This window comes from Acinetobacter amyesii (genome assembly GCF_002018365.1).
GTDB classification, from domain to species: Bacteria; Pseudomonadota; Gammaproteobacteria; order Pseudomonadales; family Moraxellaceae; genus Acinetobacter; species Acinetobacter amyesii.
On record NZ_MVKX01000009.1, the window covers coordinates 74,010 to 99,496 of the forward strand.

The following is a 25,487-nucleotide window of genomic DNA, read 5'->3' on the forward strand; positions in this document are numbered from 1 at the left end:
GCATTTTACATTAAATGCCGTTAGTTTCTTTTACGAATAAATAACCTTTACTACGTACGGTCTTAATACGTTTCGGGTTTTCAGGATCATCGCCAATTTTTGGACGAATACGTGAAATACGCACGTCGATTGAACGGTCTTGACCATCGTATTCAATACCACGAAGACGCTCAAAGATATCTTCACGAGAAAGAATGCGACCTGCATTAGATGCCAATAACCATAAAAGGTCATATTCCGCACTAGTAAAGTCAACCAACTCATTATTGAGCGTGACAGAACGACCACCATTATCAATTACAAGGTCATCAAATTCGATGCGCTGTGCAACTTCATCTTCTGGTGCTTTGTCTGTACGACGTAATAATGCACGAATACGCGCAAGCAGAACGCGAGGTTGAACAGGTTTTGCAACGTAGTCATCTGCACCCATTTCTAGACCCAAAACTTGGTCCATATCTTCGGTACGTGCAGTCAACATTAAAATTGGTTGATGGTAATGCGGACGAACTTCACGACAAATGGTTAAACCATCGGCACCCGGAAGCATTACGTCAAGTAATACCATGTCTGGTTGTTCAGCGATAATACGGCGGATTGCACGGTTACCGTCTGGTTCTACCCCAACTTCAAGTCCGTTACGGATTAAGTATTCTTGAGTTAAACGAGCAAGACGCTCATCGTCTTCAACAATTAAAATTTTAGGTAACTTTTCTTCTTGGCTCATTGATTGCCCCTTATTTGATTGGGCGTATCCTATTTGAAATCCGATAGATACGCTTAAACATAGTTTGCAATATACACACGTTTACATTGTAAACAAGATGGCATTCACGAAACTGATACATCAATATCGTATTTTGTAATAAATTTTAACCTGCCATATTTCTGCAATTTTATTTACCGATCATTTCCATGACCTATTGCTCACAATAGCAACAATTATAAATTTGGATACATTTTCATCGGATAAAAACTGACTGGTTAATTCACAACTTTTTACGCTTTCTAAAGTTATCCACAATGTTATCTATAAGCACTCTTTTTCGACTTTGCTATGCTATGCCCTTGTCGGATAAGGCATATATAACAAAGATAAAAAATAGGGATTTTTACGCAATGGAAGGCAGTTCGGACTGACCGAAATTTTTAAATAAATGTCAATATTGATCTACCCTAAATTTTCCCGTATCTTGTGTTCAATAAATTTTTAAACCACTAGGTCTTGTGTTTAAACCTCAAACACTGTGGCATAAAAATTGCCCAGTTCAAACGGTCCTAACATAAAAATAGATGAAAAATGGAGCTATGCTAGCATGAGCGTAACGAATTCAACCCCTGGTCAAATTCAGGTGATTAAACGCACCGGTGACGTTGCACCTTTTGATGCAGAAAAAATCTCTGTGGCGATCGGTAAAGCGTTCTTGGCCGTTGAAGGCCAGCAAAGCGCTGACTCCAGCCGTATTCATGACCGTATCTCTCAATTAACTGAGATGGTATTGAATACCTTTAACCGTCGTTTACCTTCTGGCGGTACCATTCATATTGAAGAAATTCAGGATCAGGTTGAACTTGCGCTTATGCGTACAGGTGAGCAAAAAGTTGCTCGCTCTTACGTGATTTACCGCGAACAACGTGCTGAAGCTCGTAAACAAACTGGTGCTCACCACCACCCTACTTTACAAGTGACAGGTTCAAACGGTCAGCTTAAACCGCTTGATCTTGGTGCGCTTGAGGCAAATATTGTCAAAGCAGCTGAAGGTTTAGAAGGCATCGATGTTCAAGCGATTATCGATGAGACTGTGAAAAACCTATATAACGGCGTAAAAGAGTCAGACATCTCAACGACCATGATGATGGCTACTCGTACACGTATCGAACAAGAACCAAACTATACATACGTGACTGCGCGTTTACTCCGTAATGACCTTGTTGCTACAGGTTTAGAGTTCTTAGGTTTAGATACTGACACGAACGAAGGCGACGCTTTAGAAACTTTCTTGAAGAAAGGTATCGAGCTTGATCTTCTTTCTCCAGAACTTCTTAACTTTGACCTTGCAAAATTGGCTGCTGCGATTCAACCAGAACGCTCAAACCAATTTACTTATTTAGGTCTACAAACCTTATTTGACCGTTACTTCATCCACTCAGATGGCGTACGTTTCGAATTACCACAATTATTCTTCATGCGTGTTTCAATGGGTCTTTCATTGAACGAAGATAACCGTGAAGAACGTGCAATCGAATTCTATAACTTATTGTCTAGCTTCGATTACATGGCGTCTACGCCTACTCTATTTAACTCTGGTACTTTACGTCCACAGTTATCTAGCTGTTACTTAACAACGATTTCAGATGACCTTTACAACATTTATGGCGCAATGCGTGATAACGCAATGTTGTCTAAATGGGCTGGCGGTTTAGGTAATGACTGGACTCCAGTTCGTGCGCTTAACTCGTACATCAAAGGTACGAATGGTAAGTCACAAGGTGTTGTACCGTTCCTTAAAGTTGCCAACGATACTGCTGTTGCAGTCAACCAAGGTGGTAAACGTAAAGGTGCAGTATGTGCATACCTTGAAACTTGGCACTTGGACATCGAAGAATTCCTAGAGCTTCGTAAGAACACCGGTGATGACCGTCGTCGTACACACGATATGAACACAGCGAACTGGGTTCCTGATTTGTTTATGCAACGTGTATTCGAAGATGCTGAATGGACTCTGTTCACACCATCTGAAACACCTGATTTGCATGACCTAACAGGTGCAGAATTTGCTGAACGCTATGCTTACTACGAAGGCATTGCGAAAGAAACCAACATGCTACATAAGAAAGTCCGTGCGAAAGACTTATGGCGCAAAATGTTGTCTATGTTGTTTGAAACTGGCCACCCTTGGATCACATTCAAAGACGTATGTAACTTACGTTCACCACAACAACACGTTGGTGTAGTTCACTCTTCTAACTTGTGTACAGAAATTACGCTGAACACTAACGAAGATGAAATCGCAGTATGTAACTTAGGTTCAATCAACCTTGTACAACACGTTCAAGGCGGTGTGTTAGATCGTGAAAAGCTTGCTCGTACAGTTAAAACTGCTGTTCGTATGCTTGATAACGTAATTGACATCAACTACTACGCTGTTCCTCAAGCACGTAACTCGAACTTGAAACACCGTCCAGTAGGTATGGGTATCATGGGCTTCCAAGATGCTTTATACGAAATGAAATTGGCTTATGGTTCTGATGCTGCGGTTGAGTTCGCTGATGAATCTATGGAAGTGATTTCTTACTACGCGATCCAAACATCTAGCGACTTGGCACTTGAACGTGGTACTTACGAGACATTTAAAGGTTCACTTTGGGATCAAGGCATCTTGCCAATTGACTCTTTAGATATCGTACAAAAAGCACGTCCTGACCGTATGTTCGAAGTTGACCGTACAACACGTTTGGACTGGGATACTTTACGTACTAAAGTTCAAAAAGACGGTATGCGTAACTCAAACGTGATGGCGATTGCACCGACTGCAACCATTTCGAACATTTGTGGCGTATCACAGTCAATCGAACCAACTTTCCAAAACTTGTATGTGAAATCTAACCTTTCTGGTGAATTCACAGTGATCAACCCGTACCTAGTACGTGCGTTAAAAGATCGCGGTCTTTGGGATTCTGTAATGGTGAACGACCTGAAACACTTCGAAGGTTCGGTTCAAAAAATCGCACGTATTCCTGAAGAGCTTAAAGCAATCTTCGCGACTGCGTTCGAAGTTGAGCCACGTTGGATTGTGGATGCTGCATCACGTCGTCAAAAATGGATCGACCAAGCTCAGTCTCTTAACCTTTACATCTCTGGTGCAAACGGTAAGAAACTTGATATGACGTACAAAATGGCATGGTTACGTGGTCTAAAAACTACTTATTACCTACGTGCATTGGGTGCGACTTCTGCTGAGAAATCAACCATTAACACTGGCGCATTGAATGCAGTTAAGCCTGCTACTGTTGCAGCACCTGTAACAGCTGTTGCGAAAGAAGAACCTAAAGCTGAAGTTGCTGCTGAAGAAGAAGGTTTTGGTCAAGCAGCTCCAGTGCCTATGGCATGTTCAATTGACAACCCTGATTGTGAAGCTTGTCAATAATCTGACAGGTTTTAATCCCCCTAAATCCCCCTTTGTAAAGGGGGACTTCCTAAAACCCTTTTGGATTCAAGGAAGCCCCTCTTTTTTAAAGAGGGGTTTGGGGAGATTTAAAAATTAAAAATAAATAAAGGAATACCCCATGCCACATATGACGCATAACTATCAGTTAGGGCTTATTGCTTTGGTGGTTTCCTTTATTTTGACTTTTTATGTCCCGATCGCCTATTTCTGGTTCAAGGCATATAAATCGCGTAATCAAAATAAGTAGTGGGGATATTTGCTCTACCGAACACTTTTAGAGCAGTGATCGACAAAACTTAATTTTGCTTACACAAATTGAGCGTATAGTAGGACATCTCAGCGACGCTGGATGTCTATAAAAGATATAAAGCAACGAAGAGAGAACTGTTATGTCTATCCTAAGTTGGGACGATTTCGAAGATGATGAACCGAAACAAGCTGCACAAGCTCACCAGCCTGCGCCCGTCGAACCGCAAAAAACGACTGATTCGCAAGTGGTATCTAATGCACAGCACTCATCGCCGAATTTGGCAGCTGCACAACCCGCTCGAACCAGTACAAATCGACCAACAGATCCAACCGATCCGTTGGCAAGAGCATCTAACGCTCTAGAAAATCTAGACGTTGCACCTGGCTTAGAAGAGCTAGAAATGGGTGCTCAGCGTGTTCAAGTTGATGATAAAGCGATGATCAACTGCCGCGCTGACTTAAACCAACTTGTACCGTTCAAATACGAATGGGCTTGGCAAAAATATCTAGACGGTTGTGCAAACCACTGGATGCCGCAAGAAGTGAACATGAACCATGACATCGCACTTTGGAAGTCTGAAAATGGCTTGACCGAAGATGAGCGTACCATTGTTATGCGTTCTTTAGGTTTCTTCTCGACTGCGGATTCATTGGTTGCGAACAACTTGGTTCTTGCAATCTACCGTCACATCACCAACCCTGAATGCCGTCAGTACATCTTACGTCAATCATTTGAAGAAGCAATTCACACGCACGCTTACCAATACTGTATCGAATCTTTAGGTATGGACGAAGGCGAAGTCTTCAACATGTACCGTGAAATTCCTTCAGTGGCTCGTAAAGCAGCTTGGGGTCTGAAATATACACAATCTTTAAGTGATCCTACGTTCAAAACAGGTACACCTGAAAACGACCAAATCTTGCTTCGCAACTTGATCGCGTTCTACTGCGTCCTTGAAGGTATCTTCTTCTACTGTGGTTTCAGCCAAATCTTGTCTATGGGTCGTCGTAACAAGATGAATGGTGTTGCTGAGCAATTCCAATACATCTTACGTGATGAATCTATGCACTTGAACTTTGGTATCGACATGATCAACCAAATCAAGATCGAGAACCCTCACCTATGGACTGCTGAGTTCCAAGAAGAAATCATTCAAATGATTCTTGAAGGCACAATGCTTGAAATCGAATATGCACGTGACACTATGCCACGCGGTGTATTGGGTATGAATGCAGGCATGATGGAAGAATACTTGAAGTTCATCTGTAACCGTCGTTTGAGCCAATTAGGCTTACCTGAACAATTTGCTGGTGTGAATAATCCATTCCAGTGGATGTCAGAAATGATGGACTTACGTAAAGAGAAGAACTTCTTTGAAACTCGCGTAACGGATTACCAAACTGGTGGCGCGTTAAGCTGGTAATAAATTTTTCAGCGAAATATCAAAAGCGGAACCAAGTGTTCCGCTTTTTTTATGAAGAATTTCATTCACCCAAGCAAATCTATGCATTTAATTTAATTCATATTCTGCTAATATAAAACGGTATAAAAATACATCAATTAATAAAAATCACATAATAAAAGAGGACAGAATGAAAGGTCAGATTTTAGATTATTCAGTACAAACCAATTCAGGCATCATCAGTGGAGATGATCAAAACCGTTATGAGTTTACAGATGCAGAATGGCGTGGCCAAAACTCACCTAAACGCGGCGATCATGTAGATTTCGATATCAGTCCCGAAGGTCAAGCGGTTCAAGTATTTAATGCTCTTGGCAGCAGTAATCCTATTCAACAAATTTCACAGCAACTCGATAAAATTTCAAACCAAGACCAAGCTGAATCACAATTCAACATGATTGATTGGTTTGTCAAATGTCTGAAAAATTATGCCAACTTTACTGGACGTGCACGCCGTAAAGAATATTGGTTTTTTGTATTGGTCTATCTTATCGCAATGATTATTACTCTGATTGTCGATTCAGTGCTTAGAACCAGAGGAATATTCACAGGTATTTTCATCTTAGCAATGGTTATTCCGTCCCTTTCTGTTGCAGTACGCCGTTTACATGATATTAATAAATCTGGTTGGTATTGGTTAATACAAATGATTCCGCTCGTTGGACCAATTCTGGTTCTAATTTGGCTTGCAACGGAAACCAAACCTGAAGTAAACCAATGGGGACAACCTGCAAAATAAATAAAAAATCGTGGCTACTGTTCATCTAGCCACACTATCAACAGCACATTAAATCAGGAAAAATATGAAAGGACAAATACTAGATTTTTCGATTCAAACTAATACTGGGGTGATTAGTGCTGAAGATGGAAAACACTATCAATTTGCTGGTCATGAATGGCGCGGTCAAAGACCACCTACACGTGGAGAACAGGTTGATTTTGCTTTGGATGAAAGTGGGCAAGCGATTCAAGTCTATATTGCATTACACCAACAAAGTTTTTCCACGAATACGCGAACAAACTACAGTGAAGAAGAGGAAAACTATGACTTTTTCGCGTGGTCATTCAAACCACTGAAAAAGTTTGCTGAATTTGAAGGACGTGCTCGACGTAAAGAGTTCTGGTTCTTTTGGCTATTTTGTATATTGGTCACTATACTTGCCTCTGTTTGCGATTTCGTTATCGGCAGTGAACCTTGGCTAGAAAATATTACCAATATCGTTTTACTCATTCCTAGCTTAGCTGTTGGCGCACGTCGGCTACATGACACGGGACGTTCAGGTTGGTGGCAACTTTTAATGCTCACAATCATCGGAATCATTCCACTGATTATATGGTGGGCTACAGACACCAAAGCCGAGAACAACCAATGGGGTCAACCCGCTAGAGATCTGCAACAATAAAATAAGGCGCACAATGCGCCTTATCTTTAAAAAAAAAACTTTAGCCATATTTACGCGCAAAATCTTCATCTGAAGTGCATAGATAAATAATAAATTCAATAAAAGCAACAATGGATGGAATAAAGGTCCAACAGAATAGTAGATACACAATCCCCCATCCAATACGACCCAAATAGAATTTATGTATACCAAATCCACCAAGGAAGAATGCTAAGAGTGCAGCAACAATTCGACTCTTTTGACCGTATTGCGTGCCTAAAACATTCGGCACAGCGACTAAGTAAATATCGGTTGCATAACCCATTCCACTAGTCTCAAAATCAACAAATTGTCCACGAGCAGGAACAGTTTGCCCTTTCCAATCGCTTCCAGAAAATTGATAACGATTCTGATCATCTCCACTGATGATGCCTGTATTATTTTGAACAGAAAAATCGAGTATTTGCCCTTTCATATAATCCTCTATGTTTTATCTTTTTTTGATGATTCTTGGACGTTATTTTCATCAGCAATATAACGAATTATTGATGAATATCATATCATTAACTTATCTTGCCAAATAGCATTTTGTAAACATCAATCTCAATGCATATACCACTGCCATCGCAAATATTGCATAACCCGCAGGAGTAATAAACAACGGAATACACAAAACAATCACCACGGTTAAAGGATATAAAAGTTTTCTAAAACCACTTTGATGATGCAATTCATGGAGTAAATATAAACTTGTCGTATAAATCACGAGGCTGATCGCCACAAAGTAGCTTTCTTTCTCAGAACTAATCAGTGCCTCATGCGAAACCACATCGACTGCGGCAGCTAAACCTGCACCAATCGCCGCGATACTAATAAAGACAAAGAAATGTCCATACCCCCAAGTAAATGCCATTTTGCGGCTATTTAAACGCTCTGCAATACTGGTATCAAAATAAGACCACCACATGGTGAACATCATCATCAGGCCGCCCACCATCAGAAAGATCAGTTCCGTACTAAAACGCTGATTCGTCAATGCATCGGTTATGGCAATCGAGCATCCGACAATAGATTCGCCTAGAACAATAATGGTAAGCAGTGAATATCGCTCTGCAATATGATGCGCATGCCAAGGTGTGCGGCTTGCAGCTTCTGCAAAAACTGGCACAGACAGTTCAGCAATTGCGAGCAAAATGAAAAGATAAACGGTGAAATGCAGCGGTGAAAAATGAAAGAACAGCCACCCGACTTGTACCAGTATTATGCCAAAAGCATAGCGTAATGCAGTTTTCCGACGGGACAGATCATGCTTAGCAACGCGAAACCACTGCGTAACCAAGCCGAGACGCATAATGGCATAGCCAATCACAATCACATCAAAATCTTGCTTTTGAAAAGCGCTTGGAATACCTGCAGCAATGACCAAAGAACCAATGATCTGTACGAAAGTTAAGATTCGATAGAGCGCATCATCATTATCATATGCCGAGGCAAACCAACTAAAGTTCATCCACGCCCACCACAAAGCAAAAAACACCATGCCATACAGCGTTAAACCCTGAGCCAAATGATTTTCAACAATGGCATGATGCAGTTGCTGACCTGCTGTTGCGATCGCAACGACAAAGATCAAGTCAAAAAGCAATTCTAAAGAGGTCGCGACACGATGATGCTCATGTGGATCACGTGGGTGCAAAGGTTTGAGCCACTGACTAGGGAATAAAAACGATTTGGACATAGCATTCAGCTTTATTGTTTTCTGTCTGAATTTTTTCAAAAGCCTGAAACAGTTACAAGATCGATTACATAAATCAGATGAGAAACAGTTTTCTAGAAAAAGGATAATGGTTTAAAAAAACCTACTTAAGCGTTAGATATTCAATCGTGGAAGTAAAAATTCAAAATGACAAAACTGCGAAAGGCGTTTTAAGCAAAAACTCGATAGATCGATGTGTTTTTTATATCTCAGCTATATTTTTCTCTAAATTTTAATGACATACTGCTAGCAATTAAAAAAATAATGAAATCTAAAAGTGATGTTAAAAGAAAAATTAGCGTCTTTTCCTGACGCAGTTTGGGTACAGATCCATTATGATCAAATGCAAGTTTTAACGCGTGATCATCAAATTGTAGCCGAACAAAACTGCCCTCTGGCTTTTATAGAACGCGGAAGTTTTGTCCGAAACTATCATGTTGCAGAACAGTTCTTCAACCAACTCATACAACAGATCCACTTCAAGTGGTATGAGTTTGGACAGCCGGTTATTTTTATTCAGTTAAAAGAACGCTTAAGTGAAGAAGTCAGCGCACTCGAGCTACAAGCCATTCAAGAAATGGCTCTAAGTGTAAATGCACATTTTGTATTTGTTTACGATAAACATGGCATCGCACTCGAAGCAGAAACCATCAAAAATGATGAGTCTCCTTTGCTCAAATGGTTTTTCTGTGGGCTGATCTTTCTGATTTTGCTGATTATCTTTAAATAATCAGCTTCATTCGCAAGGGTAAATCAAACTATGACACTTTCTGCTGCTGCAATTGCTCAATACTCGAAATCAAATCGTTAAAACGATCAATCACCAAAGACGGTGCAGCCGTTTGAATTTCTTCTGCGCTACCATAACCATAGCTCACAGCAATACTTGACACTGCATTACGGCGTGCGCCTAAAATATCGTACTCACGGTCTCCCACCATCACACATTCTTTTGCATCTAACTGTTCTTGCTGCAAAATGTATTCAATTAAATCGCCTTTGTTGGTGCGCTCACCGTTCAGTTCACTGCCATAGATCACAGTAAAATATTGAGCTAAATCAAAATGTTCTAAAATTTGGCGGGCATAGACCGTCGGCTTTGCTGTAGCGACATACAAGTGAAAACCTTGCTGTTGTAAATTTGCTAGAGTTTCGGCAACGGCAGGATAGACTTTATTTTCAAATAAGCCGGTAACGGCAAAGCGCTCGCGATAGCCAAGTAAAGCCTGATCTGCAAGTACATTATGCACATCGACATTGAGGATTTTGGCCAAAGAGGCTTTCAAAGGCGGCCCAATGATCCAATCGATATTGGTCTCATCCGAAATGGGATGTCCAATTTTCGCCAGTCCATAGCGTGCTGAAGTGGTAATGCCAACTTTTGGATCTGTTAATGTTCCATCGAGATCGATCAATATATTCTTAATCACAGCTTGTACCTTATCCATTCACTTCTGCAAAAATACTATCGAGTGTTCGCTCAAAGTTGCCTATACTATCGCAAATTTTGTGTAATAAGGACATCATTGTGCGCCCTACTGTACTGTGCTTTTCAGGTCTTGACCCTTCAGGTGGTGCAGGACTGCAAGCGGACATTGAAGCCATTGGTCAAAGTGGTGCACATGCTGCCATTGCGTGTACAGCATTAACCGTTCAAAACTCACAACAAGTGTATTCGTTTGAAGCGACCTCTCGTGAGTTATTGCTGGCTCAAGCACATGCCGTCGTCGGTGACCTCCCTATTCGCTGTGTAAAATCAGGAATGTTAGGAACGACTGAAAATATCGCGGCTCTCGCTGAGTTTTTACGTGAACATCCCGAATATCATTATGTTCTCGACCCCGTTTTAGTTGCCAATAGTGGTGGCTCTTTGGGCGATCAAGCAACTTTGGTCAAAGCCTTTGCAGAACTGATTCCACTTGCCACGGTGCTTACACCCAATACCGTAGAATTACGTGCGCTCACAGGTGAAGAGGATATTTCTAAAGCAACTGCACAACTTTTTGCGATGGGCGCTCAAGCGGTATTAGTAAAAGGTGGGCATGAAAATACGCCAGACTATATCCAAAACTCGTTGTATGTTCAGGGTGAATTAGTCTCTGAAACCCGTTGTCCACGACTGGATGGGGAATATCACGGTTCGGGCTGTTCATTGGCGAGCTTTATTGCAGGGCGTTTAGCCTTAGGGGATGAGCTCAAAACGGCTGTTCATCATGCCGAAACATGGCTATTTGGTGTGTTGAAAATCGCTGAATCACCGGTTGTCGGCGGACAGAAAATTCCAAAACGTTTTTAAAAGTTCTCGGTTATTTATTTAAACCCGATAGAACAAAACGCTATATCATTTAAAGCCCTGTATATCAGGGCTTTTTCAGATCAAGAGTCGAGTTGAACGCGATAGACCAAGGTTGGAATTTCCCACGCACCGCCAGCAAATCCTTTGCACTGTGTGGTTTTTGCCATATAGGTTTGGATAAAGCGCTGACCATTCCACGACCACTCCCCCGTACTATAACAGTCGCCAATGCCTCGTCCACGTTGATTGGAGAAAATCTGCCCTTCACTAAAGCCACTTCCAGAAAAGGTCACGGATTGTTTGATTTGCTTTAAGTTGCGATCCATCAACCAATAACCATTACCACTATTATATGCCCCACGCCAACATGGCACTTCGACCAAGGCATTTTTCCCATTGATTGGAAACACCACGACTCGATCATCCTCTAAGAAATTTGCATCAAAGAGTTGAGGACAATCTTCTACTGTGGTTTTTTTCTTAATCAATCCAAACAATTGTTTGGCTGTGGGCGCATTGACGGCATACCGTGTTTGTAAGCCCTTACTGTAATTTTGAATATTCACTTTCGGAATACTTGTCGGTTTGAGTACATTGGCCGAACTACTATTGGCTTTACGCAATAAGGCCGAATTTGTCCCTATGCGCTTTTGAAAATCATCCATACGGAGTAAAACTGCACTAGCGCCCTGCACGGACAATAACCATGTTTTGTTGTTGCCTTTCCACACAATTGGTTGGTTGGCTTGTAAGGCTTGAATCAGTTTTTGAGTTTGAACTGCACTTAACTGACCTTCCGCGGTTTTGGCATCAAGCTGCACAGTTCCCTGATTTTTACCTAAAATATAAAGTTGAAGTGGTTGATTTGCCGCATTGAAGGTTTCAGGATCGAGTTTCACTCGTGCGCTGACTTGCGCTTGAGCGCCCGCAGCACGTTGTAATAACACAGAAATAGCGGGCTGATTGCCCTCCGCTTGATAACCTGCAACTCGACACGTCCCCGTATTATCACAAGCGATTTCCCAATCTTTATGTGAAAAATAGTTTCCTTGAATTTGAGCAAAGCTCACACTACAACCCAACGCAGTAACGTAGCCTAATAGAAGTTGCCAGATGACATTATTTTTGTTCATGTCTTTGGCTCAAAATAATTATATTAGAACCATCTTAAAATGCTTTTCACCGAAACTCCAGCCTAAAAAGATCTGCTGCATCATTTGAAATTATGAAGATGAATCATTCAGTTGCTGTATCTCCTCACATTTTTTTCGCTTCACATTTTCATCACTGAGCGTATTCATCAAATCTGCCGCAAGGCCTTTTAACAGACTCATATCATCATCGGTCATTTGATTCGGCTGCCGATCTAAAACACAGAAACTTCCCAATGCCACCCCATTACGGTCTCTAAGTGCAACGCCTGCATAAAAGCGAATGCGGTTATGCATCAATTCAGGTAAATGCGCAAAGCGTGGGTCACGTTGTAAGTCTTCAATTATCAGGCGTTCATTTTGATAGACCAAATGGCTACAGATCGAGTCTTGCTTCGACTGACGTATCTGCATCGGTTGCTCGGTAGCCTGAGCCAAAGGGCTACCTGGGGTATAAACCCAATCTTGCTTGACCCAAGAAATTTGCGCATATTTCACATCGAAGGCTTGTCGAGCTTCTTCAATATATTGTTCAAAGATCGGTAAATTCCGCTCATCCAAAACATTCAGTTCTTCTAATGCTTTTAAGCGCTGCGCTTCAACACTAGGATCAGGCTCATCCAACCAAGACTCACCCTGCTTCAATTGAAAAGCTTCAATGGTTAATAACAAGTCATTCATATTATTGACCACTGCATCGACGGTGAAATTTTCTTTGATCGCATCTAATTGGGATATCTCATCACAGCTCCACAGTGCAAAAATCAGTTTTTTATCCGGAAACTGTGCCTTAAAAACATGGCTTAGTAGGCGAATTTGAGCTTCGGGTGCCGTATGGAAAATCGAAATACATACGATCTGAATATCCTCTTGAATATCATCCATACTTTGATGCTGATTTTGTATCAGTACGTCGCTAAATGCCTGTGCCGGAATACCGCTTAAACTAAGACCATGCGCCAACATAGCCGATACTTGAACATCAATTTCCCAACGTGCCCCGATACATAAAACCGCTGCTTTCTGATCCTGCTGTGCCACTGGATATGCCCGTTGAAAACTATGATTAAACAGTTTTAAGCCTTGATGTAAGCGTAGTCGATGCTCTGCACTGGCCTCGGTGTTGTGTCCGCTCGAAAAAATCCGTATGGCTGGAATCGCCACTTTGGCATAAAACGCATTGACCCGACGTGCCTTAATTTCATCCGTGGCATCTTTCGGTAACTTTTCAGCAATAAAAGCCTGTGCAACATCCATGGCATCTTGCACATCATCAGCGACCAATCGCTGATAAAAGCGCTCATGTGGAGCCAATGCTGGTGTACTACCGATCAGAGTTTTAATAAAACCTAAGGATGGTACATAGCTTGAAAGCACCAATAAACACGCGGTTAAAGGCGTCGATAAAATTAAACCAATTGGCCCCCACACCGCCGTCCAAAACATGGCAGCAATGATAATGGCTAAGGTTGAAAGTCCGGTACTTTCCCCATACAACCATGGCTCAATAATATTATTACTGACCAACTCTAAGAGCAGGATTAAGCCGACTGTCCACAGCACCATATTCCATGTGGGATCTACCGCAAAAGCCAATGCGATAGGAAAAATCGCAGAAATCATCGGGCCGACATAGGGAACGAAGCGCATCACAATCGCAACCATTCCCCACATAATTGCTGCCGGCACCCCAATAAACCAAAGTCCCAAGGCCATCGGAATACCGTAGGTCACATTCACCATCAGCTGCATACGTAAATATTTACCGATACGATTGGCCGCTTCATCAAGTGCGTCTGTTCCGATGTTTAAATTGCCGCCTAGCAGCTTGAGGAAACGATCATGCAAATCTTTCCGATTGACCAAAATCAGAATCACAAATAAAAATACAATACCTGCGGTTGCCAAGGGATTGAGCACCCGCTCGCTCCAAGCCATGACCGCTTCAGCCGTGGTTTGTTGTTGCCCCACCACTTCCACTTGCTGCACTTTAGGATTTTTCTCTTCAGGCACCACATCATCTATTGAATTTTCAACGGTATCTATGGTGGTTTTTGCGCCATCCCAAACACTTGGGCCGCGTGCAAACTGACGAATAGAATCCATTTTCTTTTGAATCGTGCCCTGATATTGCGGTAATTCTTGGCTTAATTGCCCCAGTTGATAACCCAAATAAGAGGCCGCGCCGGACAAAATCGCCAAAGCTAAACCGACCACAATAAAAATCGATGGCATCTGTGGTAGTCCCCAACCACGGAGTTTCATCACCAGAGGATCAACTAAAAAAGCCAATAAAATTGCGAGTGCCAATGGAATAAAAATATCTTTGCCAAGATATAAGGCGGCAATCAGCAAACTACCGATGATAAATCCTGCCGTGATTCGAATCACTTTATGTAAATCTGCAGGGGGCATTTGCTTCGTTGCGTTCAAGTCTTGCAAGCCTTGCTTTTGACCTGATCGTGATGATTCAAAATCTTGCGCTAATTTATTATTTTTATGATCCATTTTCTTATCCTGAACGATGGTCATTATTTTTTAATTTAGGCTGAAGTTTTAGGGCTGCATACGCATTTCATGTAATGATTTGCAAAGAAAAAAACAGAGCTTTATAGCTCTGTTTTCATACTGCGTTTCGAGAGGAATTAAAAGGTAATCACTTTACTTTGATGAGTCACAATATCCACGGGAACAGAAATATGTTGATGAACGATCTTCCATTGAGACTGCGTTTTTTTCATCCCAATGGTGTTACGACACCACGAGATCCCCGGTGTCGGTATCCCACTCTTATCATCAATTTTGGAATAACAGTGCAGAAAGGCAATATCAGGATCTGCATGGATGACCAATTCCCGCCTAAACACCTTTAAGCCTTCACGAAAATACTCCCGATAAAATTCCCACATTTTTTGATATGCCATTAAGCCACGCATTTCACAACTGGCATCAAAAAAGTACACATCTGCTGCGCAGGATTCAGCAATATTTTCAATTTTCAATTGGCAGATGACCTCATCCCAATTGGCTAAAAATTGCAGAATTTCGTCAGCGGCCTGTTGGTCACCGACTATTTTGATTTTATCTTGCATCTCTGGCACCTATTTATTTTATTTTTTATGAAGCATTGTTCTGGGCGGCGTTTGGAAGTTGAATTTCAACGATCTTCCAGCTCCAATTGCGGCGTTGCATGCTAAATACGGTATATTTTGCTTCGCTTAGGCCTTGGAGCGGCACATACAGATCAAATCGATTCCAAGCGCTATAGCTAGCTTTGGGTTCTAGTGGCTGGCTTTGCTTTAAAGCAACAGCGGTTGCAGTTTCGTCATTTTTGGATGGTGTTGACGCATAAGGTTGTTCTGCGACCTTCTTTTCAGCATGCGTGAATAGTTCAATCCCTGTGCTAATCATGCTCGGATTGGTCAGTTTGGTTATTTCTGGTAGTTGGATCGACTCTTTTAATGCTTTGCCTTGTAAAAGCAGCATGATACTGGTTGGATTGACTAGACTGTCGACTAGCGTTGCACTGATGACTGTGCTGAGCTGCCCACCCCAAGACTGGGCGAATTCGGGTAAATGCTGTAGCCCAGTTTTCTGTTGAATGAGGTCTTCGACTTGTGGTTTTAGACTCGATTTGACTGCCGCAAAATCGATATATTGAGCAATTTTTTCAGGTTGATTGTGCTCATAGGCTTGACGTATTTGGTACAGCACCCAATACGGAGACGCAATCATCCAACCCATGACGATGATCAAGATCGTAATGAGCCCATAATACAAAATATGATTCTGCTTATTCATCGTTCACCACTCTAGCCAGTGAAGTTGTGGTACTTCCTTGTACCGTCAAATAAGCCTGATCTAGGTTGAGCGTCCAACCCAACAGCGCCTATCTGAGAACCATATTGCTTTTGATCTTGTGATTTTGACCAGTTTTCAGGTTTTGTTCATCCTGCTAAGACTGTCTCGATCAAGTTATTTCAAATTTAAGCAGTTAGATCTTTAATTTGGGTACTTGCACCATTGGTTTTAACTGATTCAATGCCTTTATCACGCGATTGCTCACTGGCATAAAATTGACTGGTCCCAATAATTTGATGATTTGCCGCTTTCAGATTGAAATATGGTTTGCCATTTTTGGCCGTCAGTCGTTCAAAACGGCTGTCATCTGCACTGTTCTTTTGTACAGACTCAATCCCGTTTTGGGCTGATGCTTTCGCTTTATATAATTCACTCGTTAAAATGATTTCACCGTTCCCTGCTTTTAATACAAAACGAAACTGCTGATCATTAGAATGACTGATCTCGTACCATCCCGACATATGTTACCCCTTCATTTTCATTGTTTTATCTATTATTCGATCAGGATTTGTTGTTGGAAATTCAACCTGATCTACAGAATATAAATGAACTCGGTCACATTTTTCAATGTCTTTTTTGATCAGTGTGAAGGCTTAAAATTTAATCACTAAGAAAATGATTTTCAATAAATAATTCCAATAAAAAATAATCCGACCGAAGTCGGATTTCATCATTCTTTCATCATGCTGTATTTGTGAATAGAGGCGCATTACTCAATGTATTGAATAAAGGCCTTAAGGACTGACGATCTGCTTTGAATATGTCGCTTTATTCATTTCTAAAATTTCTACACAAAGTTGCACTTCTACTGCTGAAGCAGTGACATGTTGTTTCAACACGTCCAATAGTAACAATGAAATTTGCTTTTGAACTTCAACCGTTCTACCCGTCAATAATGAAACTTTGGCATGCATATACGCATGTTGAGCGTGTTCATCCAAACCCACAACAAAATCTTCCTGAGCGACAGCACGGCTCTTAATATCATTGATGGCACTGACATGACCCGATTCAAATAAGGCAGCGTTCAGCGCTTTAAGTAAAGGACGAGGCTCAAGCTCAAGGTTATTGGAATATTCCAAATGAATATGCGGCATAGTAAAGACATTTCAAACCTGTAATGCATCTATTATGCAGGCTGAAAAATAAAATCTATAGCGGATTAGTTATCTATTTCATGTTTAAGTAGACATCCCAAGCCAAGTGTGGACTTCGCTTAGGATGATTGAAGGTTGCTTTAGAACGAACAAAAACGAAACTTAAACTTTTTTCACGTATTCAGATTTGAGTTTCATAGCCCCGATACCATCAATTTTACAGTCAATGTCATGACCATCAGTCGCATCGGCTAAAAGGCGAATATTTTTAACTTTGGTACCAACTTTCACCACTGACGATGACCCTTTAATTTTAAGATCTTTCACCACAGTAACCGTGTCACCATCGGTCAATACATTGCCATTGGCATCTTTAATCAGCACCTGTTCATCTGCAGCGCTTTCGCCTTCACGCCATTCGTGTGAGCATTCAGGACAAATCAGTAAGTCACCATCATTATAGGTATATTCAGAATTACATTGGGGACAATTGGGTAAAGTCATAAAAGACCTCAAAAAAAGATGGATGCAAAGATCCACAAAAACTTAATATAACATTTTTATGTATTTCATAAACTTAAAAACCATAAATATTGTATGGTTTAGTGACCTTGTGACGATGTAAATAACACAACGCCACAGCACTAATCGATTTAAATTTTAGATCTCTAATGAGGTGTTTAATATCAACGCTTTTAAAATATGCGCATGATTTTTATCCATATGTTTGGCCGCTGTGAGTAAGGTCAGCGGCTCCTCTTTTTCCCATGCCCGCAGTTGTTCCAACTCTGCTTGATGGGGCTGTATTTCTTGCAAATAGCGCTGCTTAAACTCGTTCCATCGAGAAGCCATTGCCTCGTCTTGATGATACCAACGACGTAAATCTGTCGATGGCGACAATGCCTTCGGCCACAAATCTAGCTCTGCGCTCACTTTACTGATACCACGCGGCCACAAGCGATCGACTAATATGCGTTTACCGTCGTCTGGGCTTTTCTCATCATAAATACGTTTAATATGTACGGTCATTAAGCCCTCCATCATCTATTTACAGTTTTTCGATCATTCTTCAGATTATTCATCGGGGATCGCTGGATTCACTAAAAAAGCTAGTAACTGTAAAGACTCCTGCCAACCCAAATAACAGGCATCAGGTGGAATAACGCTCGGCAACCCTGCCTGTACAATCGTCACTTCGGTTCCTACTGAGACCGCTTTAAACTCAACAGTGACCTCGATTTCACCAGCCAACTCTGGCATATCAAATTGGTCTGTATAGCGCAGTAAATGATTCGGCACGACTTCATGATAATCACCATGAAAAGCGTGTGTGGTTCCCGTTGAAAAATTTTGAAACGACATGCGGTACGAGCCACCTACACGCACATCCGAATGTTCCACATGGGCAGTAAATCCATGCGGTGCCATCCATTTCACTAAAGCATCTGGCTCCACAAAGGCACGATAAACGCGCTCTACAGGCGCACTAAAAACACGATGTAATCGAACAGTATTGCTCATGATGATGTCCTTATGTCATTGTTTTCACTGAATCATCCACATGCATTCACCCTCGCTTTATCGTCCATTTTTATCACACTGAAACGTTCTAAATGAGACAGCTTTGAGACGTGCGAGAAAGGTCATTGCTGTTCAATACTATAGCGAATCCTACAGATTGATCCCATCACTTTAACGCAATGCCGTGTTATGTTTTGTGAGCTGCATTCATATTAATTTTTAATAAAAATATTGAAAAATCAAAATTTTACACAATTTCTCTAAAATTTAAATAATAAAAAACCCAGTTGAAAGACTGGGTTCTTGTTGCTAAAGATGCAATAGTGAGACTTAGCTCAATTGTGCTTCATCTTCATCCAGATCATCATCTTCATAGATATAAGCCATACAACCCCAGCCGTCATATTCACCCGAATGTTGTTCTGCAATTTTAATAAACCACTGCTCTAAATCAACGATATCTTCATAATCAGGCTCCATATAAACATATACCGTGATAATCCATTCCACGCGATCTGATTCTTCATCTTGGAACAATGAAATTTTTTGCTCTTCTTTCAATAAGTACAATGCACACTGTTCAGCCTGCTCTTGAGTCGAAAAGGCAATTGAATATTCGATTTCGTGCGGCACAGATAAATCGTCACCATCTTGCTGCATCTGCCACAGCACATTGCCATTATCATCATCTGGAAATTGTTTAAAATCACGAGTCATTGTGCGTTTCCTTATCGTTTATGAATTTTATTCTGTTGACTTAGATTAACGGATAATTGTTGCAATTTGCATTAGCGAAATCTCTTTAATCATAAAAAAAAGACCGCCGAAGCGATCTTTCTAATAACAATTCAAATTAAACCGCAACGTCCATATTGGCCTGAGTTTCTTTGAGATGTAAAACCAAAGCAGCCATTTTCAACTCTTCTAAGCGTAACTGAAGATAACTGTCGAGTACCTGTGCCTGGCTAAAATGTACACCATGTGCATTGAGCAAGGTGAAATCATCCGCCAAAGCCTGTAATAGTTCACCTAAGTTTTCAGTGTTTAATTGAGCCAAATACAAGTCAGCACGACTATTAAACACCAAGGTGAATAATTGCATCGCAGCCAAACGACGCTCTTCATCGACATAATTACAGTTTGCAGTCGATTGCTGCTCCATCGCATCAATCATTTTGCAGCGCACTGCAGTCAAATTTTGCTTTGCCGCAGATTCATTCATGCCATCCATCAGCTGATCTAAAATACTCTGTAAAGGTAAAAAGAATGCTGACTGATAGCCCCGTATTTTGTTGTCCAAAGCACGGTTGATGTTTTCCAAATGTTGCTGATCCAGCGCTTGGCTATATAAACCTTTTAACTCGGCACGAGCTTGTTCCTGTGTTTGTAATTTGGCTTTTTCTTGATATTTACTTAAATACTGACGTACTTGTTCGATTTGCGCGCGAATATCATTCAACATGATATCTGCATTGGCTTTGGTGACTTCTAACAAGCCATCTGCCTGTAAAGTTCGATACTCAACATATTGTTCAATATCCACAATATGTTGATATTTCGCTACTTTATCGACTTGGATTTTTAAGCCACTGTTTTGAATGCGTAATTGACTGATTTCATAATTCAGTTCATCTTGTTGCGACTCTGTTTCAGCCAGTTTTAACCGCGCACGATCGAAGTTTTCCTGCAGTGAACGTAAGGTTTTATCATTTTTCAATTTGCGGTTATAAACAAAAAGGAGAGCCACAATTAATAGGATGATAAGGACGATTAAAGCAATATTGATCATTTGCTAATCCTCAAAATAAGCTTCAATAATTTAAGTTTATTCCCCCAAAACAAACCTAAGTTACAAAAGTTAAAATCAATAATTCATTTCATATTAGCAGAATAAATGCAAAAAACCGTATTTATCTGACCAAATACACACTTGCACACAATTTAACTAAAATACTGTTTTAAATCAATTTAATAAAATATTTTTCATATTAAAAAATAATCAATCAATATTCTTTAAAAAATATAATAAAACTTTAAAAATGGCGTTTATTTACTAAAAGATACAAATGAATTTAATATCAATCTTTCTAAATTTTTCACACACTTTATAGAGATATTTAAGTTATTTATATATCCCCAGAATTGGGGATATGGCGTATATCATGTTTCATCTTTAAGCAGAAAAACTAATTTAAAGCTGTAGATATTCTGCGATTTGTATGCGTCCTAAAGGTTTCAATTCAACACAGCAGATTTTATGAACAATGAGTATTCACATGAATATGCTTTAAAATTCTGCCGCGCAATGAATATGAACAGCTTGTTGGGTTAAGGGCTGGGTAAATGCCAGATCGCAAGCATGTAAAGCCATCCGTCCGAGTGAGCTTTGCTTTGCATTCGGGTGATACAGTTGATCCCCTGTAATGGGGTGCCCAATATGCATCATGTGTACACGTAGCTGATGAGAACGCCCAGTCACTGGTGTTAATAATACTCGGCTAATATCCTTGCTTGCGTCATAGCTGATGGCTTGATACAAGGTTTTTGAAGGTTTGCCCAATTCAAAATGCACCATCTGTCGTGGGCGATTTTCCCAGTCCGTAATCAGGGGCACTTCAACACTACCCTCACCTTCGAGTTTGCCTTGAACCAAAGCCACATATTGCTTTTGAACCGTCCTCGCTTGGAACATTTTACTCACCGCCACTTCTGCATCGCGGTGTTTCGCAAACATCAAAATGCCTGATGTCGCCATATCTAAACGATGGGTAATCTTTGCCGCCGGATACTGTTCCAAAACACGAAGATAGGCACTGTCATGATGCTCAGGCAAACGTCCCGGAACCGACAACAATTCCGCCGGTTTTTCGATGACAACCAAGTCTGCATCTTCATACAAAATACGTAGAGGACCTTGAGGTGGTGCATAGACAAAGTTGGGATCTAAAGGCATGGAAAGACTGTGTACTGGGAGAATGTCGGCAAAATAACAACTGACTAATTCGCTGTCAATCGACTTTGACCGATCAGGTCTAGCCCTAACGATTATTGGTCCCCAATTTACCAAAGGCTGACGCGAATGAATGAGACAAATCATCCTCCAGTAATTGTAAGATGCTTGCACTCGTAGTTGATGGATACTGTTGTAGTGTGATGAGATATTCGCCCTGAAACCACTGCGACAAATGCAAGGCATAGGTTTGTTTAGGCCCAAGACCTAAATGTTGTTTTAAACGGCTCTTTATACCTGTTCGTGATGATCCAACATACAGAATATGATTGGGTTGATTTAACTTGGCGCAAGCATGGGTTTTCAATGCCTTAAATGCGGCATAGTCCTGATATGTCTGCTGTATATCGCCACCGACTAGCTCTATCACGTAAATATAATGTGCATGTTGAGCAAGATCATCAAAGCTTGAAAACTCAAATATACGCTCAGCTTTAGTTTGCTGTGCTTGCAGACAATCCTGTATCAATTGATCCAGATAACCCATAACAAAATTATTTAAAATTTAGACAGTTAAGCATAACAACTTTGTTGAAAAGGACAATCTGAAGCTTAGATTAAGTTTAAGATCTTCTGCGTGTTATTTATTACATCAGCAATGATCAAAGTGTGTTGGGAATACATGCGAAGTTTGGAATTTTGAAAAAGATGGAAGGATTTATTATTCGATTTAATTCTTAAAAATTTTTTAGGGTGTAAGAGAAAACAGTGTTGTTTACTTCAACTATCATCACTTTGTAAGTCATGATCTTATAGCCTATAAACTTCTGATTTATAGCGTCCTAAGCTGAATCGAGACCTTTTGGGTGAGTACTGTACACGTGTTTTGCACCACTGACAGCATGCTACTCTTTTCAATCTCTGTAACACCCTTGAGATATATAGTAGTGCTATCGATGAGGGATTGTTTCCCTGAAAATTACTGTTTTCAGCTTATTTTAAAAATATTTTTCACATTTAAAGATATATTGAAAATATTTTTCCTAACCATGGTTTTTTATCAATTTTTTTCATCTTATAAATGACATTTACCGAGAATTTTCGCCATAACCTAGTACTCAAACAACAATTATTTACGCTGTTCAAAGCAAACTATTACTTCTTTTTACTCATTTCGGACAGCAAATCCAACTGAATTTCCTGAATCTTGGCAAGACGATCCCATTGATGCATCAACAAATGATCTATCTTTTCATGTAAATGGCGAATTTCTAATTCAGCTTTTAAATTCACCTGATAATCATTCTCCGAACGCATGCGGTCTTTGGCTTCTTGACGGTTTTGACTCATCATAATAATGGGCGCTTGTATGGCAGCGAGGCAAGACAACATCAAATTCAGCAAAATAAAAGGATAAGGATCAGCAGGATGCTTCACCATCACCACCGTATTGACTAAAATCCACACCGCTAAAAACAATGTAAAACAAATAAGAAATGCCCAGCTACCGCCAAATGTTGCAATTTTATCCGCAAGCCTTTCGCCAAAACTCCACTGCTGATCCAGCTTTTCTTCAACATTTTTGCTAATCAGATCATGCTGCTGCATGCTGTTCAGCACCTCATATTCTAAATTGGAGACTTCGCCTTGTTCAGAGTTCAAAATTGACTGTACATATTGCATACGGTATTTGGTCAAATCAGTTTGGCATATATAGTCCTGAGCACCAGATTCAGGAAAATCCTGAGCAATTTCTTCTGTAATGACTTTACGCACGGTTCCCATTGGAATCATATTTTTCAGTGGGAAATTTTTTTTGCACACCAAACAAGTACGGCATTCTACTTTCCCGTTCATTCTTGTCTTGCCCAATTGAATTTTATGTTCTTTTGAGCATACTGTTTTGCCTAAATTTAATGCAAGCAGCTTGTGCTTTTACACCTAATATTTTTTATGATTTAAGCTTATTTTAGATAGTGCAGTGCAATGTAGGGGGTTAAATTCAAAAGTAAAATACCAATTTTATAGACAGCCATTCCACCATAATGAATAGCGTCAAACTGCTGATCGCTCAGTTTAAACCACTGCCCATGCAGGCGTTTCATCCAATCTTTAGCAAAGACAAATACCACAAACCAAATGATTAAAATCAGATAGTTAATCACTAGGCTATACAGCAAGAAATCGCTTAAATGACTCAAGTTCATGACAAATCTCCTAAGCGTATTTTTATCCTTAGTTTATGCCCCTTTCGAGCAATTGAATATTGCTTTTAAATTTCCGCTTAGATTTGGACTATTTTTAAGAGAGATGCCTGACGATCTTTGAGCTTGTGCTGATCTAACTGGTGTGGTTTGTTTTGTGCGGATTAAAGGAGTAATGATTTATTATTGTTTTTTATTTTGGCTTAAATTTTTGGGGTGGTATAAGAGAAAACAATGTTGTTTACTTCAACTATCATCACTTTGTAAGTCATGATCTTATAGCCTATAAACTTCTGGTTTATAGCGTCCTAAGCTGAATCGAGACCTTTTGGGTGAGTACTGTACGCGTGTTTTGCACCACTGACAGCATGCTACTCTTTTCAATCTCTATCACACCCTTGAGATATACTTTAACCAAAGGGCATCGGGATTAATTTCCTAAGTTTTTCTAATTTTCTTCAAATTCAGCAAATTTTTTCAGCCATTTTAGGTTTAGCAGGATATTTTATCTTTTCAGCTCATTTCAGCGTTTTTTATCTGCAGATATGGTCAATTTTAAGAAAATTTTCTTTCACACCAGACTTAACGTGCAAACACAGCGCTAAAGTCTAAAAGGTATCGCCACTGAGCATTCATCCCCTGTGCTTCATCCATCTAGGTTGAACACGACTCACAAAACATCGTTAAATGAACAACGATGAACTAAGCCTATCCATGTTCTGCTGATATCAAGGTTGATTTATTCAATGTGTTATTGGTCAATGAGCTAAATAGCTTTGTACCCACTGTGCGCTATACCACCAACCACTACATGCCGCCATGCCACAGAGTAAATTGGCCAAAATTTTATTCATTCGACTGAGGTCTGATGCATATATTTTGAGATTGATCAGATATGCAATCACGGCATATACCAGTCCAATCGCACCACCAATGATGATCAGGATCAAAGGCCATGCTGAATAGGCATGTGCCTGTGCTGGATATTTTGTAGAGCGGATGGTTTCTGTAGTCATGCTGTATATCCTATTAATCACGCGATTACCTGTTTTAGTTAGCAATTTCTGCGCCATTTTTCTTGGATATACAGCTTTATTTCAAGGTTAATGCATGTTGAATTTCTAGCTTTGACTACAGCATTTATCGCAACCGACCACTTTTTCTGTTGGCCAACTCATTCGTGCACGCTTATAGGCGAGTTCGAAATTGGCAAAATAACCAATCAATATTTGCTGGTCAAATTGCGGCATGTCTACACATCCTTGCGTACCATTGTGAATTAAATGCGAGCCATTCGTTAAGGCATTTTCATCGACTATAAATTTAATCATCTACCATTCCCCTCATTATTTTTTATAAAATTCAAAGATCAAACAAACCCATATAAA

At 40.4% G+C, this 25,487-nt stretch carries 27 protein-coding genes; 6 read left to right on the forward strand and 21 right to left on the reverse strand.

Annotated elements, in window-relative coordinates:
• Window positions 1–10: 10 nt before the first annotated feature.
• Window positions 11–727 (reverse strand): response regulator transcription factor BfmR, encoded by a 717-nt coding sequence (bfmR, locus tag B1202_RS13370; RefSeq protein WP_067764711.1) that lies wholly within the window; start codon window positions 725–727, stop codon window positions 11–13.
• Window positions 728–1,316: 589 nt separating this feature from the next.
• Here bfmR and B1202_RS13375 point away from each other — a divergent pair.
• From B1202_RS13375 to B1202_RS13390, 4 genes are all read left to right on the forward strand, one after another.
• A complete protein-coding gene (locus B1202_RS13375) occupies window positions 1,317–4,148 on the forward strand; it encodes a ribonucleoside-diphosphate reductase subunit alpha (protein ID WP_078191109.1) in 2,832 nt (943 codons plus the stop codon).
• 410 nt (window positions 4,149–4,558) lie between these two features.
• Window positions 4,559–5,842 (forward strand): ribonucleotide-diphosphate reductase subunit beta, encoded by a 1,284-nt coding sequence (locus B1202_RS13380; protein ID WP_078191110.1) that lies wholly within the window; start codon window positions 4,559–4,561, stop codon window positions 5,840–5,842.
• 169 nt (window positions 5,843–6,011) lie between these two features.
• Complete coding sequence (locus tag B1202_RS13385; protein WP_078191111.1) at window positions 6,012–6,620, forward strand: DUF805 domain-containing protein; 609 nt, start codon at window positions 6,012–6,014, stop codon at window positions 6,618–6,620.
• A gap of 64 nt (window positions 6,621–6,684) precedes the next feature.
• A complete protein-coding gene (locus B1202_RS13390; RefSeq protein ID WP_078191112.1) occupies window positions 6,685–7,284 on the forward strand; it encodes a DUF805 domain-containing protein in 600 nt (199 codons plus the stop codon).
• Window positions 7,285–7,324: 40 nt separating this feature from the next.
• Here B1202_RS13390 and B1202_RS16635 read toward each other — a convergent pair whose 3' ends face one another.
• Together B1202_RS16635 and B1202_RS13400 are read right to left on the reverse strand one after the other, a co-directional pair.
• Window positions 7,325–7,738: a TM2 domain-containing protein gene (locus tag B1202_RS16635; RefSeq protein WP_228145167.1), complete on the reverse strand. Its 414-nt coding sequence runs from the start codon at window positions 7,736–7,738 to the stop codon at window positions 7,325–7,327.
• A 93-nt stretch (window positions 7,739–7,831) separates the two neighbouring features.
• Window positions 7,832–9,001 (reverse strand): low temperature requirement protein A, encoded by a 1,170-nt coding sequence (locus B1202_RS13400; RefSeq protein ID WP_078191113.1) that lies wholly within the window; start codon window positions 8,999–9,001, stop codon window positions 7,832–7,834.
• A 298-nt stretch (window positions 9,002–9,299) separates the two neighbouring features.
• Here B1202_RS13400 and B1202_RS13405 point away from each other — a divergent pair, with 298 nt between their 5' ends.
• Window positions 9,300–9,749, forward strand: a complete 450-nt coding sequence (locus B1202_RS13405) for a hypothetical protein (protein ID WP_078191114.1) — start codon at window positions 9,300–9,302, stop codon at window positions 9,747–9,749.
• 28 nt (window positions 9,750–9,777) lie between these two features.
• Here the strand turns inward: B1202_RS13405 and B1202_RS13410 are convergent, their stop codons facing one another.
• Window positions 9,778–10,449, reverse strand: a complete 672-nt coding sequence (locus B1202_RS13410) for an HAD-IA family hydrolase (RefSeq protein ID WP_078191201.1) — start codon at window positions 10,447–10,449, stop codon at window positions 9,778–9,780.
• A 98-nt stretch (window positions 10,450–10,547) separates the two neighbouring features.
• On the opposite strand from B1202_RS13410, the gene B1202_RS13415 reads away from it, so the two are divergent.
• Window positions 10,548–11,315: a hydroxymethylpyrimidine/phosphomethylpyrimidine kinase gene (locus B1202_RS13415; protein ID WP_078191115.1), complete on the forward strand. Its 768-nt coding sequence runs from the start codon at window positions 10,548–10,550 to the stop codon at window positions 11,313–11,315.
• A gap of 80 nt (window positions 11,316–11,395) precedes the next feature.
• Here B1202_RS13415 and B1202_RS13420 read toward each other — a convergent pair whose 3' ends face one another.
• The 17 genes from B1202_RS13420 to B1202_RS13500 all read right to left on the reverse strand — a co-directional run bounded on the left by B1202_RS13420 (window position 11,396) and on the right by B1202_RS13500 (window position 25,430).
• Window positions 11,396–12,448 (reverse strand): DUF1176 domain-containing protein, encoded by a 1,053-nt coding sequence (locus B1202_RS13420; protein WP_078191116.1) that lies wholly within the window; start codon window positions 12,446–12,448, stop codon window positions 11,396–11,398.
• Between the two features lie 90 nt (window positions 12,449–12,538).
• The gene (locus B1202_RS13425) at window positions 12,539–14,974 is read right to left on the reverse strand and encodes an AI-2E family transporter (RefSeq protein WP_228145168.1); all 2,436 of its coding nucleotides are present in this window, start codon (window positions 14,972–14,974) and stop codon (window positions 12,539–12,541) included.
• Between the two features lie 137 nt (window positions 14,975–15,111).
• Window positions 15,112–15,558: a YybH family protein gene (locus tag B1202_RS13430; protein WP_218949636.1), complete on the reverse strand. Its 447-nt coding sequence runs from the start codon at window positions 15,556–15,558 to the stop codon at window positions 15,112–15,114.
• A gap of 25 nt (window positions 15,559–15,583) precedes the next feature.
• Window positions 15,584–16,267, reverse strand: coding sequence for a DUF2939 domain-containing protein (locus B1202_RS13435; protein ID WP_078191117.1), 684 nt, complete (start codon window positions 16,265–16,267; stop codon window positions 15,584–15,586).
• A gap of 185 nt (window positions 16,268–16,452) precedes the next feature.
• On the reverse strand, window positions 16,453–16,788 hold the full coding sequence (locus tag B1202_RS13440; RefSeq protein ID WP_078191118.1) for a YegP family protein: 336 nt from the start codon (window positions 16,786–16,788) through the stop codon (window positions 16,453–16,455).
• Window positions 16,789–17,061: 273 nt separating this feature from the next.
• Window positions 17,062–17,424, reverse strand: a complete 363-nt coding sequence (locus B1202_RS13445; RefSeq protein WP_078191119.1) for a 5-carboxymethyl-2-hydroxymuconate Delta-isomerase — start codon at window positions 17,422–17,424, stop codon at window positions 17,062–17,064.
• A 162-nt stretch (window positions 17,425–17,586) separates the two neighbouring features.
• Window positions 17,587–17,928: a zinc ribbon domain-containing protein YjdM gene (locus B1202_RS13450; RefSeq protein WP_078191120.1), complete on the reverse strand. Its 342-nt coding sequence runs from the start codon at window positions 17,926–17,928 to the stop codon at window positions 17,587–17,589.
• 156 nt (window positions 17,929–18,084) lie between these two features.
• Complete coding sequence (locus tag B1202_RS13455; protein ID WP_078191121.1) at window positions 18,085–18,453, reverse strand: DUF488 domain-containing protein; 369 nt, start codon at window positions 18,451–18,453, stop codon at window positions 18,085–18,087.
• A gap of 45 nt (window positions 18,454–18,498) precedes the next feature.
• On the reverse strand, window positions 18,499–18,945 hold the full coding sequence (locus tag B1202_RS13460; RefSeq protein ID WP_078191122.1) for an SRPBCC family protein: 447 nt from the start codon (window positions 18,943–18,945) through the stop codon (window positions 18,499–18,501).
• A 330-nt stretch (window positions 18,946–19,275) separates the two neighbouring features.
• Window positions 19,276–19,662, reverse strand: a complete 387-nt coding sequence (locus B1202_RS13465) for a ribonuclease E inhibitor RraB (protein ID WP_078191123.1) — start codon at window positions 19,660–19,662, stop codon at window positions 19,276–19,278.
• Between the two features lie 136 nt (window positions 19,663–19,798).
• On the reverse strand, window positions 19,799–20,734 hold the full coding sequence (locus B1202_RS13470; protein WP_078191124.1) for a hypothetical protein: 936 nt from the start codon (window positions 20,732–20,734) through the stop codon (window positions 19,799–19,801).
• A 498-nt stretch (window positions 20,735–21,232) separates the two neighbouring features.
• Window positions 21,233–21,898 (reverse strand): pseudouridine synthase, encoded by a 666-nt coding sequence (locus B1202_RS13475; RefSeq protein WP_078191125.1) that lies wholly within the window; start codon window positions 21,896–21,898, stop codon window positions 21,233–21,235.
• An 85-nt stretch (window positions 21,899–21,983) separates the two neighbouring features.
• Window positions 21,984–22,442, reverse strand: a complete 459-nt coding sequence (locus B1202_RS13480; protein WP_078191126.1) for a hypothetical protein — start codon at window positions 22,440–22,442, stop codon at window positions 21,984–21,986.
• Between the two features lie 608 nt (window positions 22,443–23,050).
• Window positions 23,051–23,752 carry a DUF1003 domain-containing protein gene (locus tag B1202_RS13485; protein WP_078191127.1) on the reverse strand — a complete coding sequence of 234 codons (702 nt, stop codon included), beginning with the start codon at window positions 23,750–23,752 and terminating at the stop codon, window positions 23,051–23,053.
• A 107-nt stretch (window positions 23,753–23,859) separates the two neighbouring features.
• Window positions 23,860–24,102, reverse strand: coding sequence for a DUF6868 family protein (locus tag B1202_RS13490; RefSeq protein ID WP_078191128.1), 243 nt, complete (start codon window positions 24,100–24,102; stop codon window positions 23,860–23,862).
• A gap of 755 nt (window positions 24,103–24,857) precedes the next feature.
• The gene (locus B1202_RS13495) at window positions 24,858–25,115 is read right to left on the reverse strand and encodes a hypothetical protein (protein WP_078191129.1); all 258 of its coding nucleotides are present in this window, start codon (window positions 25,113–25,115) and stop codon (window positions 24,858–24,860) included.
• Window positions 25,116–25,220: 105 nt separating this feature from the next.
• Window positions 25,221–25,430: a hypothetical protein gene (locus B1202_RS13500; protein WP_078191130.1), complete on the reverse strand. Its 210-nt coding sequence runs from the start codon at window positions 25,428–25,430 to the stop codon at window positions 25,221–25,223.
• Window positions 25,431–25,487: the final 57 nt, after the last annotated feature.